Below are 15,501 nucleotides of genomic sequence, written 5' to 3' on the forward strand. Positions count from 1 at the left end.
AGAAAAAAGACGGATCATCGACTTGGCCCATCATCATGCGCGATTTACGGCGGATGCCCGACGCCACTGAGAGAGACCGCGATTGACCGCTCATCAAGGACTTCGCACAGCTATCGGTTCATTGTCCTTGACTTCGAAACATCGCCCCTTTAAGTCGCACTCCTCCGCGGATTTCGCGATCACGCGGGAGTAGCTCAGTTGGTTAGAGCGCCGGCCTGTCACGCCGGAGGTCGCGGGTTCGAGCCCCGTCTCTCGCGCCATGTTTTCAATGGCTTAGCTTTCGATTTGATCCTTTGCCGCCGCAAGCCGTGCGACCGCGTGATCTCTCCCCGGCCACCATCCGACGCTTCGCCGAACTGCAGGCTCTCCGTCGCTAATCTTTCCGATCGGGCACGAAAAAGGCCACCCAGCGGGTGGCCTGCGACCGCTGTCAGCAGCGGACCGACGGCTCAGCGGACCATCGAGTCGCTGGAACTCGTCACGGTCACAGGCTTGCCGGCCTTCACGACGTGCGATGCCGTCTGGCTGTAATCCACATTGGCGCGGGTCGCGATACCGAAAGCGGTTACCGCGATGCCTGCGATCAGGGCAACGACGACGATCTTCAGGTGAGTCGATCGGTCTGCGGAATGCAGCGAGTGGTTCATGTCAGCCTCCCGGCGTCTCAGAGCGCCACTTTGTTGCCTGGACATGTACCTCCGCTTTGTTTCGATCCGGTTTCCTCGTTTCCTCAAAATGGTTTCATCGGTTGCAGTCGGCGCGCCGGCAATCGGGAGTATGCGGCCGGAGCCCATGATCGGCACCCATGCCGGCATCGGCGGTGACCGCGGCCACGCCGGCCGCCGCGGGTGATCTTGATCCGGCGGCCCTTCGTGACCATTTGACGTGACAACGGACGCCTATCGGGTGACGGTCCAGTCGCCTTGCTTGGATCGCTCGATCGAACGCTGATCCGCATCCGTCTCCGCCCAGCCTGCGCACGACGGCGTGCGTGCTCGCGATCGCTGACCACCTCAGCGACACCGTAATGCTGCGGGTCTGCAATGCGGCTCCTGCACGCGTCATCTGTGGCGCCGTGGCTCGGTGTGTCCAGGTTTCCGCAATGTGGGGAGGGATGACACCGGCGAGACGGCTTGTCTTGCGCGGCTTGGTGCGCTGCGCTAAGGCTTCGACCAATTCCAATGCAACGAATCTGCGGTTTGCACCGAAACCGCAGAGGAAAGTGGCGCCGATGACCGGCATCCTCCAGAACTATCTCCCCCTCGTCGTGTTCATAGGTGTCGCAGCCATCATCGGGGTGGTTCTGCTGATCGCGCCCTTCCTGGTCGCCTACCAGCAGCCCGATCCCGAGAAGCTCTCCGCGTACGAATGCGGCTTCAATGCGTTCGACGACGCGCGCATGAAGTTCGACGTCCGCTTCTATCTGGTGGCCATCCTTTTCATCATCTTCGACCTCGAAGTCGCCTTCCTGTTCCCCTGGGCAGTGGCATTCGGCAAGCTCGGCGCGGCCGGCTTCTGGTCGATGCTGGTGTTCCTGGCCGTGCTGACGGTCGGGTTTGCCTACGAATGGAAGAAAGGCGCGCTTGAATGGGATTGAGCCCGACCACGTCCTCGACCGGTCCGGTAATCGCACCGGCCCCGAAGGGCATTCTCGATCCCGCGACCGGCAGGCCGATCGGTGCCAACGACCCGTACTTCCTCGAGGTCAGGCACGAACTGTCGGACAAGGGATTCTTCGTTGCTACTGCTGACGATCTCATCACCTGGGCCCGCACCGGCTCCCTGATGTGGATGACGTTCGGCCTGGCCTGCTGCGCCGTCGAGATGATGCAGGTGTCGATGCCGCGCTACGACGTCGAGCGTTTCGGCTTCGCGCCGCGCGCCTCGCCGCGCCAGTCCGATGTGATGATCGTCGCCGGCACCCTGACCAACAAGATGGCGCCGGCGCTGCGCAAGGTCTACGACCAGATGCCGGAGCCACGCTACGTCATCTCGATGGGGTCGTGCGCCAATGGCGGCGGCTATTATCACTATTCCTATTCGGTGGTCCGCGGCTGCGACCGCATCGTTCCCATTGATATCTATGTGCCCGGCTGTCCGCCGACCGCGGAAGCGCTGCTGTACGGTGTTCTGCTGCTGCAGAAGAAGATCCGGCGCACCGGCACCATCGAACGCTGAAGGTTTTTTCGTTATGGACGACGGCAGGCTCGACGCCCTTGGGCAGACGATCGTGAGCGCGCTTCCGGGCGCGGCGATCGGCCATTCGGTCGCTTTCAATCAGCTCACGGTGAGCGTGGAGCCGGGTCGGATCGTCGAGGTTGTGAAGTATCTGCGTGATGATCCGGCTCTCCGGTTCGTCAACATCACCGACATCACCGCGGTAGACTACCCGGAGCGCGCCAAGCGCTTCGACGTCGTCTACCACTTCCTGTCTCCGACCCTGAACGCACGCATCCGGCTCAAGGCCGAGGCCGACGAGACGACGCAGGTGCCGTCGCTGATCGACGTCTTCCCGGGCGCGGATTGGTTCGAGCGCGAGGCCTACGATCTCTACGGCGTGATCTTCGTCGGTCACCCGGACATGCGCCGCCTGCTGACGGATTACGGCTTCGACGGCCACCCGCTGCGCAAGGACTTCCCCACCACCGGCTTCGTCGAGGTGCGCTACGACGACCAGGAGAAGCGGGTGATCTACGAGCCTGTCAGGCTCAACCAGGAATTCCGCAAGTTCGATTTCCTGTCGCCCTGGGAAGGCGCGGACTATCCGCTGCCCGGCGACGAGAAAGCGACGAAGTGAGTGGGAGCGCGAGCATGAACGAGCAGAGCCCGGCACTCCGCAACTTCACGATCAACTTTGGCCCGCAGCATCCGGCGGCACACGGCGTGCTGCGCCTTGTGCTGGAGCTGGACGGTGAGGTGGTCGAGCGCGTCGATCCGCATATCGGCCTTCTGCATCGCGGCACCGAGAAGCTGATCGAGACCAAGACCTACATGCAGGCGATGCCCTATTTCGATCGGCTCGACTACGTCGCGCCGATGAACCAGGAGCATGCCTTCTGCCTCGCCGCCGAGCGCCTGCTCGGCATCGAGGTGCCGCGCCGCGGCCAACTGATCCGCGTGCTCTACTCCGAGATCGGACGGCTGCTGTCGCATTTGCTCAACGTCACCACCCAGGCGATGGACGTCGGCGCGCTGACCCCGCCGCTGTGGGGCTTCGAGGAGCGCGAGAAGCTGATGGTGTTCTATGAGCGGGCCTCCGGCTCGCGCATGCACGCCAACTACTTCCGCATCGGCGGCGTCCACCAGGACCTGCCGCCGAAGCTGATCGACGACATCGACGCATTCTGCGATCCGTTCCTGAAGGTGGTCGACGATCTCGACCGGCTTCTCACCGGCAACCGCATCTTCAAGCAGCGCAACGTCGACATCGGCGTCGTTACGCTGCAGCAGGCCTGGGAGTGGGGCTTCTCCGGCGTGATGGTGCGCGGCTCGGGCGCGGCCTGGGACCTGCGCAAGTCGCAGCCCTATGACGTCTATGCCGAGATGGAGTTCGACGTTCCGATCGGCAAGAACGGCGACTGCTACGACCGCTATCTGATCCGCATGGAAGAGATGCGCCAGTCGGTGCGTATCATGAAGCAGTGCATCCAGAAGCTGCGCGCACCGGACGGGCAGGGCCCGGTGATGATCACCGACAACAAGATCGCGCCGCCGCGCCGCGGTGAGATGAAGCGCTCGATGGAAGCGCTGATCCACCACTTCAAGCTCTATACCGAGGGCGTGCACGTCCCCGCGGGTGAGATCTATGCGGCGGTCGAGGCGCCGAAGGGCGAGTTCGGCGTCTATCTTGTCGCCGACGGCACCAACAAGCCCTACAAGTGCAAGATCCGCGCGCCGGGCTTCGCGCATCTGCAGGCGATGGATTTCATCTGCCGCGGCCATCTGCTCGCCGACGTCTCGGCCATTCTCGGCTCGCTCGACATCGTGTTCGGAGAGGTCGACCGCTGATGGGCCATGCGCCGATCCAGTTCGATCGTGCTTCCGGAGCGCTCGAAGGAGCGAACCTCTGGGAGCGCACGGCTGCATTGGCGTTGTCGACCGGCTCGAAGATTTCCTCGCATTTCTCGCATCGCGGCTACAATCGCTGCGCCAACCTGCTGCGCTTGGCGCTGCCCGAGCGCGACATCGCGGTGAAGCTCAACCCGGACGCCGTGTTCGAGTTCCCCTATGGCGACGGCTACTGGAGCAAGCTTCTCAACCGCGACTATCACTATGAGGACGAGCTCGAGCTCCTGTTCCTCGGCACTGTCGATGTCGACTACACCTTCATCGATGGCGGGGCCAACTACGGCTACTGGTCGGTGCTGGTGTCGAGCACGCCCTACGGCTCGCACAAGGCGATCGCGATCGAGCCGTCCTCGGCGAACTTCGCCAAGCTTGCGAACAATGCGCAGATCAACGGCGGCCGCTTCGAAGTGATGAAGTGCGCCATCGGCGAACGCCGCGGCGTCGCGCATCTCACCGGTACCAAGCACGAGGCCTTCAGTATCGCCGGCGACAGCGCTGGCGGTGAGCAGGTGCCAGTGATGGCGCTCGACGATCTCATCGACGACGGCAACGTCGCCGCTTCCGGCAAGTACCTGATCAAGCTCGACGTCGAGGGCGTCGAGATCGAGGCGATCAAGGGTGGGGCGCGGCTGCTTGCGACCGACAGCATGGTCCTGTGCGAGGAGCACGGCCAGGATCGCAATCATACGGTGTCGCGCTACATCCTCGATGAAACGCCGATGCAACTGATGGTCTACGACCCCGCGAGCGGCCGCTTCGAGATCGTGACCGAGCTGTCGATCCTCGACCGCATCAAGGCGTCCGCTCACGTCGGCTACAACGTGTTCGGAACTGCAAGTGCCTTCTGGCAGAATCGCGTCGCAGCGCTCAATGCAAGTGCCGCGCGCCGCATGCAATGAAAGACTGAAGAGCCATGTCCGTCCGCCGTCTTGCCCCGAAGGAAGTCCAGCCCGCGAGCTTTGCGTTCACGGAGGAAAACCTCGCCTTCGCCAAGGCTCAGATCGCGAAATACCCGGAAGGCCGGCAGGCCTCGGCGGTGATCGCGATCCTGTGGCGCGCCCAGGAGCAGAACGAGGGCTGGGTGTCCGAAGCTGCGATCCGCGTCGTCGCCGACATGCTAGGCATGCCCTACATCCGCGTGCTCGAGGTCGCGACTTTCTACACCATGTTCCAGCTGCAGCCGGTCGGCAAGAAGGCCCACGTCCAGGTCTGCGGCACGACGCCATGCCGGCTGCGCGGCGCCGAGGAGCTGATCGAGGTCTGCAAGCACCGTATTCATCACGACCCCTTCCATCTGTCGAAGGATGGCGACTTCAGCTGGGAAGAGGTCGAGTGCCTGGGCGCCTGCGTGAATGCGCCGATGGTGCAGGTCTGGAAGGACACGTATGAGGACCTGACGCCGGAGAGCTTCGGCAAGGTGCTCGACGGCTTCGCGACCGGCAACCTGCCGACGCCTGGTCCGCAGAACGGCCGCCAGTTCTCGGCGCCCGCCGGCGGTCCGACCACGTTGAAGGAAAAGACATGAGCCGCAAGCGCACCCGCGTTGCGGCCCTGAGCCAAGAGGGCGCCGCGATGAAGAACTGGCGCTACGTGGCGCTGCATACGCTCGCGGCCGCCGCTTTCATTTTCGTGCTGCAGCGGTTCGCGCTCAACGCGACGCTGGAGTCCAGTCTGCTGTGGGCGCTGGTGTTCGGCGGCTGCGCCGCCTTCATCGCCACCATGCAGTCGAACCGCTGACATCCGAGGAAGCCGTCTGATCATGCTCGACGACAAGGACCGCATCTTCACCAACCTCTATGGCCTGCACGATTGGGGCCTTGAAGGCGCACGCCGGCGCGGCAGCTGGGACGGCACCAAGGCGCTGATCGAGAAGGGCCGCGACTGGATCATCAACGAGATGAAGGCGTCGGGCCTGCGCGGCCGCGGCGGCGCCGGCTTCCCGACCGGCCTGAAATGGTCGTTCATGCCGAAGGAATCGACCGACGGCCGGCCGAGCTATCTCGTGGTCAACGCCGACGAGTCCGAGCCCGGCACCTGCAAGGATCGCGAGATCATGCGGCATGATCCGCATCATCTCGTCGAGGGCTGTCTGCTCGCCAGCTTCGCGATGAATGCGCATGCCTGCTACATCTATGTGCGCGGCGAGTTCATCCGCGAGCGCGAGCGGCTGCAGGCGGCGATCGATCAGGCCTATGAGGCCAACCTGATCGGCAAGAACAACATCCATGGCTGGCCGTTCGATGTCTACGTCGCCCACGGCGCCGGCGCCTATATCTGCGGCGAGGAGACCGCGCTGCTGGAGAGCCTCGAGGGCAAGAAGGGCCAGCCGCGGCTGAAGCCGCCATTCCCGGCCAATGTCGGCCTCTATGGCTGCCCGACCACGGTCAACAACGTCGAGTCGATCGCGGTGGCGCCGACCATCCTGCGCCGCGGTGCGGCGTGGTTTGCCGGCATCGGCCGTCCGAACAATGTCGGCACAAAACTGTTCTGCATCTCCGGTCACGTCGAGCGGCCCTGCAACGTCGAAGAGGCGATGGGCATCCCGTTCCGCGAGCTGATCGAGAAGCATTGCGGCGGCATCCGTGGCGGCTGGGACAATCTGAAGGCGGTGATTCCGGGCGGCTCGTCGGTGCGCATGGTGCCGGCCGATCAGATCATCGACACGCCGATGGATTTCGACAGCCTGTCGAAGCTGCGCTCCGGCCTCGGCACCGCGGCCGTGATCGTGATGGACAAATCGACCGACCTGATCCGGGCGATCGCGCGCATCTCCTATTTCTACAAGCATGAGAGCTGCGGCCAGTGCACGCCGTGCCGCGAGGGCACCGGCTGGATGTGGCGCGTGCTGACCCGCATGGCCGAGGGCCGGGCGCACAAGCGCGAGATCGACATGCTGCTCGAGGTCACCAAGCAGATCGAAGGGCATACGATCTGCGCGCTCGGTGACGCCGCGGCGTGGCCGATCCAGGGCCTGATCACGCATTTCCGTCACGAGATCGAAGCGCGGATCGACCAGTATTCGCACAAGGCCGATGTCGACGACGTCGGCGTGCGCGATCCCGCGCACATGGTGGCGGCGGAGTAGGCGATGGCAGGCCAACCTGCCAGCAAGGTTTTCCTTCGCGCCTGTCGCGCCTTTCCGGTGCGCGACGGCGCGGTGGCTCGTGGTTTGAGAGAGATGTGAGGCAATGACCAAGATCATCATCGATGGCAAAGAGATCGATGTGCCGCCGGAGTACACGCTGCTGCAGGCGTGCGAGGCGGCAGGCGCCGAGATCCCGCGCTTCTGCTATCATGAGCGGCTGTCGATCGCCGGCAACTGCCGGATGTGCCTCGTCGAGGTGAAGGGCGGACCGAAACCGGTCGCGAGCTGCGCCTGGGGCGTGCGCGATTGCCGGCCGGGCCCGAAGGGCGAGCCGCCGGAAATTTCGACCCGGTCGCCGATGGTCAAGAAGGCACGCGAAGGCGTGATGGAATTCCTTCTGATCAACCATCCGCTCGACTGCCCGATCTGCGACCAGGGCGGCGAGTGCGACCTGCAAGACCAGGCGATGGGCTATGGTGTCGACACCAGCCGCTTCGCCGAGAACAAGCGCGCGGTCGAGGACAAGTATCTCGGCGCGCTGGTCAAGACCTCGATGAACCGCTGCATCCAGTGCACGCGCTGCGTCCGCTTCTCGGCGGAGGTCTGCGGCGTGCCGGAGATGGGCGCGATCGGCCGTGGCGAGGACATGGAGATCACGACCTATCTCGAGCAGGCGCTGAGCTCGGAGCTGCAGGGCAATCTGGTCGATATCTGCCCGGTCGGTGCGCTGACCTCGAAGCCCTACGCCTTCGCCGCACGCCCTTGGGAGCTCGGCAAGACGCAGTCGATCGACGTCATGGATGGGCTCGGCTCGGCGATCCGGGTCGACACCCGCGGCCGCGAGGTGATGCGCATCCTGCCGCGCATCAACGATGCCGTGAACGAGGAGTGGATCTCCGACAAGACCCGTCACGTCGTCGACGGCCTGCGCACGCAGCGGCTCGATCGTCCTTATGTCCGCGAGGATGGCAAGCTGCGCCCGGCCTCCTGGCCCGAGGCGTTCAAGACGATCGCGACCAAGCTGTCGCGCATCGACGGCAAGCGCATCGGCGCGATTGCCGGCGATCTCGCCGCAGTCGAGGAGATGTACGCGCTCAAGGATCTGCTCGCAAAGCTCGGCTCGACCAATGTCGGGGTGCAGGGCGGGGACAGCTTCGATGCCAAGCTCGGCCGTGCGTCCTACCTGTTCAATCCGACCATCGCCGGCATCGAGCAGGCCGATGCGATCCTGATCATCGGCGCCAATCCGCGCAAGGAAGCGGCCGTGCTCAACGCCCGCATTCGCAAGCGCTGGCGGTCGGGGCAGCTCAAGGTGGGCCTGGTCGGGCCGAAGGTCGACCTGACCTATGCCTACGAGCACATCGGCGCAGGCACCGACACGCTGAGCGACGTTGCCGCCGGCAAGCATTCCTTCGCGACCACGTTCCGCAATGCCAAGAACCCGATCGTGCTGGTTGGCGCCGGCGCAGCCGGGCGTCATGACGGCGCGGCGATCCTGTCGCTGGCGGCCAAGATCGCGATGGACGTCAACGCCGTGCGCGATGACTGGAACGGCTTTGCCGTGCTGCACGACACCGCCTCGCGGGTCGGCGCGCTCGACATCGGCTTCAACGGCACCGGACTGACCGGCGCCCAGATGACCACCTTCGGCACGATGGACGTGATGTTCCTGCTCGGCGCCGACGAGGTCGAGGTGCCCGAGGGCGTGTTCACCGTCTACATCGGCACCCACGGCGACCGTGGCGCGCATCGCGCCGACGTCATCCTGCCGGGGGCGGCCTATACCGAGAAGTCGGGCCTCTACGTCAACACCGAGGGCCGAGTGCAGATGGCTGGCCGGGCGTCGTTCCCGCCGGGTGAGGCGCGCGAGGACTGGGCGATCATCCGCGCGCTGTCCGACGTGCTAGGCAAGAAGCTTGGCTACGACTCGCTGGCCGCTCTGCGCGCTGCGATCATCAAGGCCGTGCCGCATCTTGGCCGCATCGACCAGATCGAGGCGGGCAAGATCGCCGACATCAAGACCCTGGCGGGCAAGGGCGGCAACCTCGAGAAGGCGCCGTTCAAGCCGCTGATCGACGACTTCTATCTCACCAACCCGATCGCGCGCGCATCGGCGGTCATGGCGGAATGCTCCCGCCTGGCCTCCGGGCAGATGCTGACGGCAGCGGAGTGAGCGTGACCTGATGGCTGATTTCTTTGCAAGCTCGTTCTGGACCGGCTTCCTCTGGCCGCTGATCGTCATGGTCGCGCAGAGCGTCCTGCTCCTCGTCGTCCTGCTGGTCGCGATTGCCTACATCCTGCTGGCCGACCGCAAGATCTGGGCGGCGGTGCAGATCCGCCGGGGTCCCAACGTGGTCGGGCCCTGGGGCCTGTTTCAGTCCTTCGCGGACCTGCTGAAGTTCGTGCTCAAGGAGCCGATCATTCCGGCCGGCGCCAACAAGGGCGTGTTCCTGCTGGCGCCGCTGGTCTCCTGCGTGCTGGCGCTGGCGGCCTGGGCGGTGATCCCGACCAATCTCGGCTGGGCGATCGCCGACATCAATGTCGGCATCCTCTTCATCTTCGCGATCTCGTCGCTGTCGATCTACGGCATCATCATGGCCGGCTGGTCGTCGAACTCGAAGTACCCGTTCCTGGCGGCGCTGCGTTCGGCGGCACAGATGGTGTCCTACGAGGTCTCGATCGGCTTCGTCATCATCACCGTGCTGCTCTGCGCCGGCACCCTGAACCTGTCGGCGGTGGTCGAGGCGCAGCATGCGCGCGGTCTCGCCAGCCTGATCGGCCTGCCGCAGTTGACGATCCTGAACTGGTACGTCTGGCCGCTGTTCCCGATGTTCGTCGTGTTCTACGTCTCGGCGCTGGCCGAGACCAACCGTCCGCCGTTCGATCTGGTGGAGGCGGAATCGGAGCTCGTCGCCGGCTTCATGGTGGAATACGGCTCGACGCCGTACCTGCTGTTCATGCTCGGCGAGTATGTCGCGATCACCACGATGTGCGCGCTGGCGACGATCCTGTTTTTGGGCGGCTGGCTGCCGCCGATCGACCTGCCGCCGTTCAACTGGGTGCCGGGCATCATCTGGTTCTCGCTCAAGCTGTTCTTCATGTTCTTCCTGATCGCGATGGCGAAAGCGATCGTGCCGCGTTACCGCTACGACCAGTTGATGCGTCTTGGCTGGAAAGTCTTCCTGCCGCTGTCGCTGGCCATGGTGGTGATCGTCGCGGGCGTGCTGCACTTCGCCGGCATCGCGCCGAAATGAGGCTGTCATGAACATTTCCGCCACCGCACGGTCGCTGCTGCTGCAGGAGTTCGTCTCCGCGTTCTTCCTCGCGATGCGTTACTTCTTTCAGCCCAAGCCGACCCTGAACTATCCGTTCGAGAAGGGCCCGATCTCGCCGCGCTTCCGCGGCGAGCACGCGCTGCGCCGCTATCCCAATGGCGAGGAGCGCTGCATTGCCTGCAAGCTCTGCGAGGCCGTCTGCCCTGCGCAGGCGATTACGATCGAGGCCGGCCCGCGTCGCAACGACGGCACCCGCCGCACGGTGCGCTACGACATCGACATGGTGAAATGCATCTATTGCGGCCTCTGCCAGGAGGCCTGTCCGGTCGACGCCATCGTCGAAGGACCGAACTTCGAGTTCGCGACCGAGACCCGCGAGGAGCTCTACTATGACAAGGCCAAGCTGCTCGCGAACGGCGACCGCTGGGAGCGCGAGATCTCCAAAGCCATCGCGCTCGACGCGCCGTACCGCTGAGGCCGTCCGATGATCCTTCCTGCGCTCTTCTTCTACCTGTTCGCGGCGGTCTGCGTGGCCTCCGCGGTGATGGTGATCGTCTCGAAGAACCCCGTTCATTCGGTGCTCTATCTGATCCTCGCCTTCGTCAACGCCTCCGGCCTGTTCGTGCTGATGGGAGCCGAATTCCTGGCGATGATCCTGGTCGTCGTCTATGTCGGCGCGGTCGCGGTGCTGTTCCTGTTCGTGATCATGATGCTCGACGTCGACTTCACGGAGCTCCGCGAGGGCTTCCTGCAGTACATGCCGATTGGCCTCGTCATCGGCGGCATCTTCCTGTTCGAGCTGCTGCTGACGGTGTCGTATTGGGTCATCAACCCGACGGCGCCGAAGGCGATCACCGCGGCGATCCCGACCAACGTCACCAACACCGAGGCGCTCGGCCTCGTGCTCTATACGAAATACATCCATTACTTCCAGCTGTCGGGCATGATCCTGCTGGTGGCGATGATCGGCGCGATCGTGCTGACCCTGCGCCACAAGGCGAGCGTCAAGCGCCAGGACATCAATGTCCAGAACGCGCGCACGCCCGAGATGGCGATGGCCGTCCGCAAGGTTGCGGTCGGGCAGGGGCTGCAGGATACGGACGCCGCGGAGTGGGTGAAATGACCATCGGACTGGGACATTACCTCGCCGTCGCCGCGATGCTGTTCACGCTCGGCATCCTCGGCATCTTCCTGAACCGCAAGAACATCATCGTCATCCTGATGTCGATCGAGCTGATCCTGCTCGCGGTGAACATCAACCTGGCGGCGTTCTCCACCTTCCTCGGCGACATCGTAGGGCAGGTGTTCGCGCTGCTGGTTCTGACCGTTGCGGCGGCGGAAGCCGCGATCGGCCTCGCCGTGCTGGTGGTCTACTTCCGCAACCGCGGCTCGATTGCGGTTGAAGACGTCAATCTGATGAAGGGCTAAGGGCGCATGATCCGCACAGATGGGGGCCGGCTTGCCGGCAAGGTCATGCGTAAGGGGACGGGCGAATGATCCAGGCCATTGTCTTTCTGCCGCTGCTCGGCGCGATCCTGGCCGGCCTGATCGCGCTGCTGGGGGCGCATGGACGCCATCCGAGCGGCGATGTGGTTGAGCATCATCACGACGACGGCCATCACCACGGCGCCGCCGACGCGCAGGCACATGACGATCACGGTCATGGGCACGATGACCATCATGTCGCCGAGCCGCCCGCGGCCGGCACCTGGGCCGCGCAGGTGATCACGACGGCGCTGTTGTTCGTGTCGGCCGGCCTATCCTGGGCGATGCTGATCAGCGTCGGCTTCATGCATCATGAGGCCGGGGTCAAGGAGCTGCTGCCCTGGATCAATTCCGGCGAGCTGCAGGTCTCCTGGGCGCTGCGCGTCGATACGCTGACGGCGGTGATGCTCGTCGTCGTGACCAGCGTGTCCTCGCTCGTGCATCTCTATTCGATCGGCTACATGGATGAGGATCCGAACCGTCCGCGCTTCTTCGCCTATCTCAGCCTGTTCACCTTCGCGATGCTAATGCTGGTGACGGCGAACAACCTCGTGCAGCTGTTCTTCGGCTGGGAGGGCGTCGGTCTCGCCAGCTACCTGCTGATCGGCTTCTGGTTCCAGAAGCCGTCGGCCAACGCTGCCGCCATCAAGGCCTTCGTCGTCAACCGCGTCGGCGATTTCGGCTTCGCGCTCGGCATCTTCGCCGTGTTCCTGCTGGCGAAGTCGACCGATTTCGAGACCATCTTCGCCGCCGCGCCGAGTTTTGCCGGCAAGACCATCAACTTCCTCGGCTGGAATGCCGACGCGCTGACCCTGACCTGCCTGCTGCTGTTCATGGGCGCGATGGGCAAGTCGGCCCAGTTCCTGCTGCACACCTGGTTGCCGGACGCGATGGAAGGTCCGACCCCGGTCTCGGCGCTGATCCACGCCGCGACCATGGTCACCGCCGGCGTGTTCATGGTGGCGCGCCTGTCGCCGCTGTTCGAGCTCGCGCCCAATGCGCAGGCCGTGGTGATGTTCTTCGGCGCCACCACCGCGTTCTTCGCCGCGACCGTCGGCCTGGTGCAGAACGACATCAAGCGCATCGTCGCGTACTCGACCTGCTCACAGCTCGGCTACATGTTCGTGGCGATGGGAGCAGGGGCCTACTCGGTCGGCATGTTCCACCTGTTCACGCACGCCTTCTTCAAGGCGCTGCTGTTCTTAGGCTCTGGCTCGGTGATCTACGCGATGCATCACGAGCAGGACATCCGCAACATGGGCGGCCTGTGGCGCAAGATCCCATACACCTTCGCGGTGATGACGGTCGGCACCCTGGCGTTGACCGGCTTCCCCGGCTTCGCAGGCTTCTTCTCCAAGGATGCGATCATCGAGGCCGCGTATGCCGCGCACAATCCGTTCGCGACCTACGCGTATTTCCTCACCATTGTCGCCGCCGGCCTGACCTCGTTCTATTCCTGGCGCCTGGTGTTCAAGACCTTCTTCGGCACGCCGCACGATCAGCATCATTATGATGCCGCGCACGAGAGCCCGATCTGGATGCTGATCCCGATCGGCGTGCTCGCGGCAGGCTCGATCCTGGCCGGCCTCCCGTTCAAGGGCGTGTTCACCGATCCCCATGGTGTCGAGCACTTCTTCGGCGAGTCGCTGAAGATGAACCCGCACATCCTGGAGGACATGGAGCATATGCCGTTCTGGCTCGCTCAACTGCCGTTCATCATGATGGTGCTGGGCTTTGCGGTCTCCTACTTCTTCTACATTAGTCGTCCGGACATCCCGGAGGAGCTGGCGGCCCAGCAGCCGCTGCTCTACAAGTTCCTGCTCAACAAGTGGTACTTCGACGAGCTGTATGACGTGATCTTCGTCCGTCCTGCGAAGTGGCTCGGCCGCTTCCTCTGGAAGAAGGGCGACGGCTTCGTCATCGACGGGTTCGGTCCGGATGGTGTCTCGGCGCGGGTGCTCGACATCACGCGCAACGTCGTCAAGATTCAGACCGGATATCTCTATCACTATGCCTTTGCCATGCTGATCGGCGTCGCCGGCCTGATCACCTGGTTCATGTTCATGGGGGGCCAGCAATGACCACCTGGCCAATTCTCTCTGTCGTCACCTTCCTGCCCATCGTCGGCGCGCTGCTGATCTATCTGGTGCGCGGCGACGACGAGGCGGCCCGGCGCAACGCGCGCTGGATCGCGCTGTGGACCACGCTGATCACCTTCGCGGTGTCGGTGATCCTGGTGCTGCGCTTCGATCCGGCACAGACCGACTTCCAATTCGTCGAGAAGTCGAACTGGCTGGCGGCCGGCATCAGCTATCACATGGGCGTCGACGGCATCTCGCTGCCGTTCGTGATCCTGACCACCGCTTTGATGCCGTTCTGCATCATCGCGAGCTGGAAGTCGGTCACCAACCGGCTGCGCGAATACATGATGGCGTTCCTGATCCTGGAAACGCTGATGGTTGGCACGTTCTCCGCGCTCGACCTCGTTCTGTTCTATCTGTTCTTCGAGGGCGGCCTGATTCCGATGTTCCTGATCATCGGGGTCTGGGGCGGTCCGCGCCGGGTCTACGCCTCGTTCAAGTTCTTCCTCTACACGCTGCTTGGCTCGGTGCTGATGCTGCTCGCCATCATGGCGCTGTACTGGAACGCCGGCACGACCGACATTCCGACCTTGATGCATACGGCGGTGCCGCGCTCCTTGCAGACCTGGGCATGGCTTGCCTTCTTCGCCTCCTTCGCGGTGAAGATGCCGATGTGGCCGGTTCACACCTGGCTGCCGGATGCGCACGTCGAGGCGCCCACCGCGGGCTCGGTGATTCTCGCCGCGATCCTGCTGAAGATGGGCGGCTACGGCTTCCTGCGCTTCTCGCTGCCGATGTTTCCGCTGGCGTCGCACGACTTCGCGCCGCTGGTCTTTACGCTCTCGGCGATCGCGATCATCTACACCTCGCTGGTCGCGCTGATGCAGGAGGACATCAAGAAGCTCATTGCCTATTCGTCGGTGGCGCATATGGGCTTCGTCACGATGGGCATCTTCGCCGGCACCATGCAGGGCGTGGCCGGGGGCGTGTTCCAGATGATCTCCCACGGCATCGTCTCGGGCGCGCTGTTCCTCTGCGTCGGTATCGTCTACGACCGGATGCACACCCGCGAGATCGCGGCCTATGGCGGCCTCGTCAACCGGATGCCGGTCTATGCGCTGGTGTTCATGGTGTTCACCATGGCCAATGTCGGCCTGCCCGGCACCTCCGGCTTCGTCGGCGAGTTCATGACCCTGCTCGGCACTTTCAAGGTGTCGATCCCGACCGCGTTCTTCGCGACCTTCGGCGTCATCCTCTCGGCGGCCTACGCGCTGTGGCTCTACCGCAAGGTGGTGTTCGGTGCGCTGACCAAGCCGTCGCTGGCCAGCATCAAGGATCTCACCCTGCGTGAGGGCGTGATCTTGTTTCCGCTGGTGGCGCTGACCATCCTGTTCGGCGTTTATCCGAAGCCGATCCTCGATATGTCGGCGGCGTCGGTGCAGCAGCTCGTCAACAACTACAATACCGCCGTGACGGCCGTGAAGGCCGCCGCGCTGCTCCAATGATG

General features: G+C 64.0%; 16 protein-coding genes and 1 tRNA gene. 16 read left to right on the forward strand and 1 reads right to left on the reverse strand.

The window, feature by feature from the left end:
• The first annotated feature begins 183 nt into the window (after positions 1 to 183).
• A tRNA-Asp gene (locus QX132_RS02785) sits at positions 184 to 260 on the forward strand.
• 189 nt (positions 261 to 449) lie between these two features.
• Here the strand turns inward: QX132_RS02785 and QX132_RS02790 are convergent.
• On the reverse strand, positions 450 to 647 hold the full coding sequence (locus QX132_RS02790; RefSeq protein WP_315738273.1) for a hypothetical protein: 198 nt from the start codon (positions 645 to 647) through the stop codon (positions 450 to 452).
• 584 nt (positions 648 to 1,231) lie between these two features.
• Between QX132_RS02790 and QX132_RS02795 the strand changes: the two genes are divergently transcribed.
• The 15 genes from QX132_RS02795 to QX132_RS02865 all read left to right on the forward strand — a co-directional run bounded on the left by QX132_RS02795 (position 1,232) and on the right by QX132_RS02865 (position 15,499).
• Positions 1,232 to 1,597: an NADH-quinone oxidoreductase subunit A gene (locus QX132_RS02795; RefSeq protein WP_008964559.1), complete on the forward strand. Its 366-nt coding sequence runs from the start codon at positions 1,232 to 1,234 to the stop codon at positions 1,595 to 1,597.
• Positions 1,594 to 2,178 (forward strand): NuoB/complex I 20 kDa subunit family protein, encoded by a 585-nt coding sequence (locus QX132_RS02800; protein WP_284418856.1) that lies wholly within the window; start codon positions 1,594 to 1,596, stop codon positions 2,176 to 2,178. Before QX132_RS02795 ends, QX132_RS02800 begins: the two co-directional genes overlap by 4 nt.
• A gap of 13 nt (positions 2,179 to 2,191) precedes the next feature.
• A complete protein-coding gene (locus QX132_RS02805) occupies positions 2,192 to 2,797 on the forward strand; it encodes an NADH-quinone oxidoreductase subunit C (RefSeq protein ID WP_315756759.1) in 606 nt (201 codons plus the stop codon).
• Between the two features lie 14 nt (positions 2,798 to 2,811).
• Positions 2,812 to 4,008, forward strand: a complete 1,197-nt coding sequence (locus tag QX132_RS02810; RefSeq protein WP_316160025.1) for an NADH-quinone oxidoreductase subunit D — start codon at positions 2,812 to 2,814, stop codon at positions 4,006 to 4,008.
• Positions 4,008 to 4,967 (forward strand): FkbM family methyltransferase, encoded by a 960-nt coding sequence (locus tag QX132_RS02815; RefSeq protein WP_315738271.1) that lies wholly within the window; start codon positions 4,008 to 4,010, stop codon positions 4,965 to 4,967. Before QX132_RS02810 ends, QX132_RS02815 begins: the two co-directional genes overlap by 1 nt.
• A gap of 14 nt (positions 4,968 to 4,981) precedes the next feature.
• Complete coding sequence (gene nuoE / locus QX132_RS02820) at positions 4,982 to 5,593, forward strand: NADH-quinone oxidoreductase subunit NuoE (RefSeq protein WP_172236403.1); 612 nt, start codon at positions 4,982 to 4,984, stop codon at positions 5,591 to 5,593.
• A complete protein-coding gene (locus QX132_RS02825) occupies positions 5,590 to 5,805 on the forward strand; it encodes a hypothetical protein (protein ID WP_315756756.1) in 216 nt (71 codons plus the stop codon). Before nuoE ends, QX132_RS02825 begins: the two co-directional genes overlap by 4 nt.
• Before the next feature lie 22 nt (positions 5,806 to 5,827).
• Positions 5,828 to 7,153 carry an NADH-quinone oxidoreductase subunit NuoF gene (gene nuoF, locus QX132_RS02830; protein WP_315738269.1) on the forward strand — a complete coding sequence of 442 codons (1,326 nt, stop codon included), beginning with the start codon at positions 5,828 to 5,830 and terminating at the stop codon, positions 7,151 to 7,153.
• 103 nt (positions 7,154 to 7,256) lie between these two features.
• Positions 7,257 to 9,326: an NADH-quinone oxidoreductase subunit NuoG gene (nuoG, locus tag QX132_RS02835; RefSeq protein WP_316160026.1), complete on the forward strand. Its 2,070-nt coding sequence runs from the start codon at positions 7,257 to 7,259 to the stop codon at positions 9,324 to 9,326.
• Between the two features lie 10 nt (positions 9,327 to 9,336).
• Positions 9,337 to 10,407, forward strand: coding sequence for an NADH-quinone oxidoreductase subunit NuoH (gene nuoH, locus QX132_RS02840; RefSeq protein WP_316160027.1), 1,071 nt, complete (start codon positions 9,337 to 9,339; stop codon positions 10,405 to 10,407).
• Positions 10,408 to 10,414: 7 nt separating this feature from the next.
• Positions 10,415 to 10,903 (forward strand): NADH-quinone oxidoreductase subunit NuoI, encoded by a 489-nt coding sequence (gene nuoI / locus QX132_RS02845; protein ID WP_006611003.1) that lies wholly within the window; start codon positions 10,415 to 10,417, stop codon positions 10,901 to 10,903.
• A gap of 9 nt (positions 10,904 to 10,912) precedes the next feature.
• Complete coding sequence (locus QX132_RS02850) at positions 10,913 to 11,551, forward strand: NADH-quinone oxidoreductase subunit J (protein WP_315738266.1); 639 nt, start codon at positions 10,913 to 10,915, stop codon at positions 11,549 to 11,551.
• A complete protein-coding gene (gene nuoK, locus QX132_RS02855; RefSeq protein WP_316160028.1) occupies positions 11,548 to 11,856 on the forward strand; it encodes an NADH-quinone oxidoreductase subunit NuoK in 309 nt (102 codons plus the stop codon). Before QX132_RS02850 ends, nuoK begins: the two co-directional genes overlap by 4 nt.
• Positions 11,857 to 11,921: 65 nt before the next feature.
• Complete coding sequence (gene nuoL, locus QX132_RS02860; RefSeq protein WP_315798452.1) at positions 11,922 to 13,994, forward strand: NADH-quinone oxidoreductase subunit L; 2,073 nt, start codon at positions 11,922 to 11,924, stop codon at positions 13,992 to 13,994.
• Positions 13,991 to 15,499 (forward strand): NADH-quinone oxidoreductase subunit M, encoded by a 1,509-nt coding sequence (locus tag QX132_RS02865; RefSeq protein WP_315738264.1) that lies wholly within the window; start codon positions 13,991 to 13,993, stop codon positions 15,497 to 15,499. The genes nuoL and QX132_RS02865 overlap by 4 nt, the downstream gene beginning before the upstream one ends.
• Positions 15,500 to 15,501: the final 2 nt, after the last annotated feature.

It is taken from the genome of Bradyrhizobium sp. SZCCHNRI20481 (assembly GCF_032485055.1).
In the GTDB taxonomy this organism is placed as follows: Bacteria; Pseudomonadota; Alphaproteobacteria; order Rhizobiales; family Xanthobacteraceae; genus Bradyrhizobium.

Bases quoted from the DNA above. Each gene is read 5' to 3' on its own strand.
- nuoG (WP_316160026.1), top strand. From the start codon at position 7,257: ATGACCAAGATCATCATCGATGGCAAAGAGATCGATGTGCCGCCGGAG.
- QX132_RS02815 (WP_315738271.1), top strand. From the start codon at position 4,008: ATGGGCCATGCGCCGATCCAGTTCGATCGTGCTTCCGGAGCGCTCGAA.
- QX132_RS02810 (WP_316160025.1), top strand. From the start codon at position 2,812: ATGAACGAGCAGAGCCCGGCACTCCGCAACTTCACGATCAACTTTGGC.
- nuoH (WP_316160027.1), top strand. From the start codon at position 9,337: ATGGCTGATTTCTTTGCAAGCTCGTTCTGGACCGGCTTCCTCTGGCCG.
- QX132_RS02795 (WP_008964559.1), top strand. From the start codon at position 1,232: ATGACCGGCATCCTCCAGAACTATCTCCCCCTCGTCGTGTTCATAGGT.
- nuoK (WP_316160028.1), top strand. From the start codon at position 11,548: ATGACCATCGGACTGGGACATTACCTCGCCGTCGCCGCGATGCTGTTC.
- QX132_RS02790 (WP_315738273.1), bottom strand. From the start codon at position 647: ATGAACCACTCGCTGCATTCCGCAGACCGATCGACTCACCTGAAGATC.
- QX132_RS02865 (WP_315738264.1), top strand. From the start codon at position 13,991: ATGACCACCTGGCCAATTCTCTCTGTCGTCACCTTCCTGCCCATCGTC.
- QX132_RS02850 (WP_315738266.1), top strand. From the start codon at position 10,913: ATGATCCTTCCTGCGCTCTTCTTCTACCTGTTCGCGGCGGTCTGCGTG.
- nuoF (WP_315738269.1), top strand. From the start codon at position 5,828: ATGCTCGACGACAAGGACCGCATCTTCACCAACCTCTATGGCCTGCAC.
- QX132_RS02805 (WP_315756759.1), top strand. From the start codon at position 2,192: ATGGACGACGGCAGGCTCGACGCCCTTGGGCAGACGATCGTGAGCGCG.
- nuoE (WP_172236403.1), top strand. From the start codon at position 4,982: ATGTCCGTCCGCCGTCTTGCCCCGAAGGAAGTCCAGCCCGCGAGCTTT.
- QX132_RS02825 (WP_315756756.1), top strand. From the start codon at position 5,590: ATGAGCCGCAAGCGCACCCGCGTTGCGGCCCTGAGCCAAGAGGGCGCC.
- nuoI (WP_006611003.1), top strand. From the start codon at position 10,415: ATGAACATTTCCGCCACCGCACGGTCGCTGCTGCTGCAGGAGTTCGTC.
- nuoL (WP_315798452.1), top strand. From the start codon at position 11,922: ATGATCCAGGCCATTGTCTTTCTGCCGCTGCTCGGCGCGATCCTGGCC.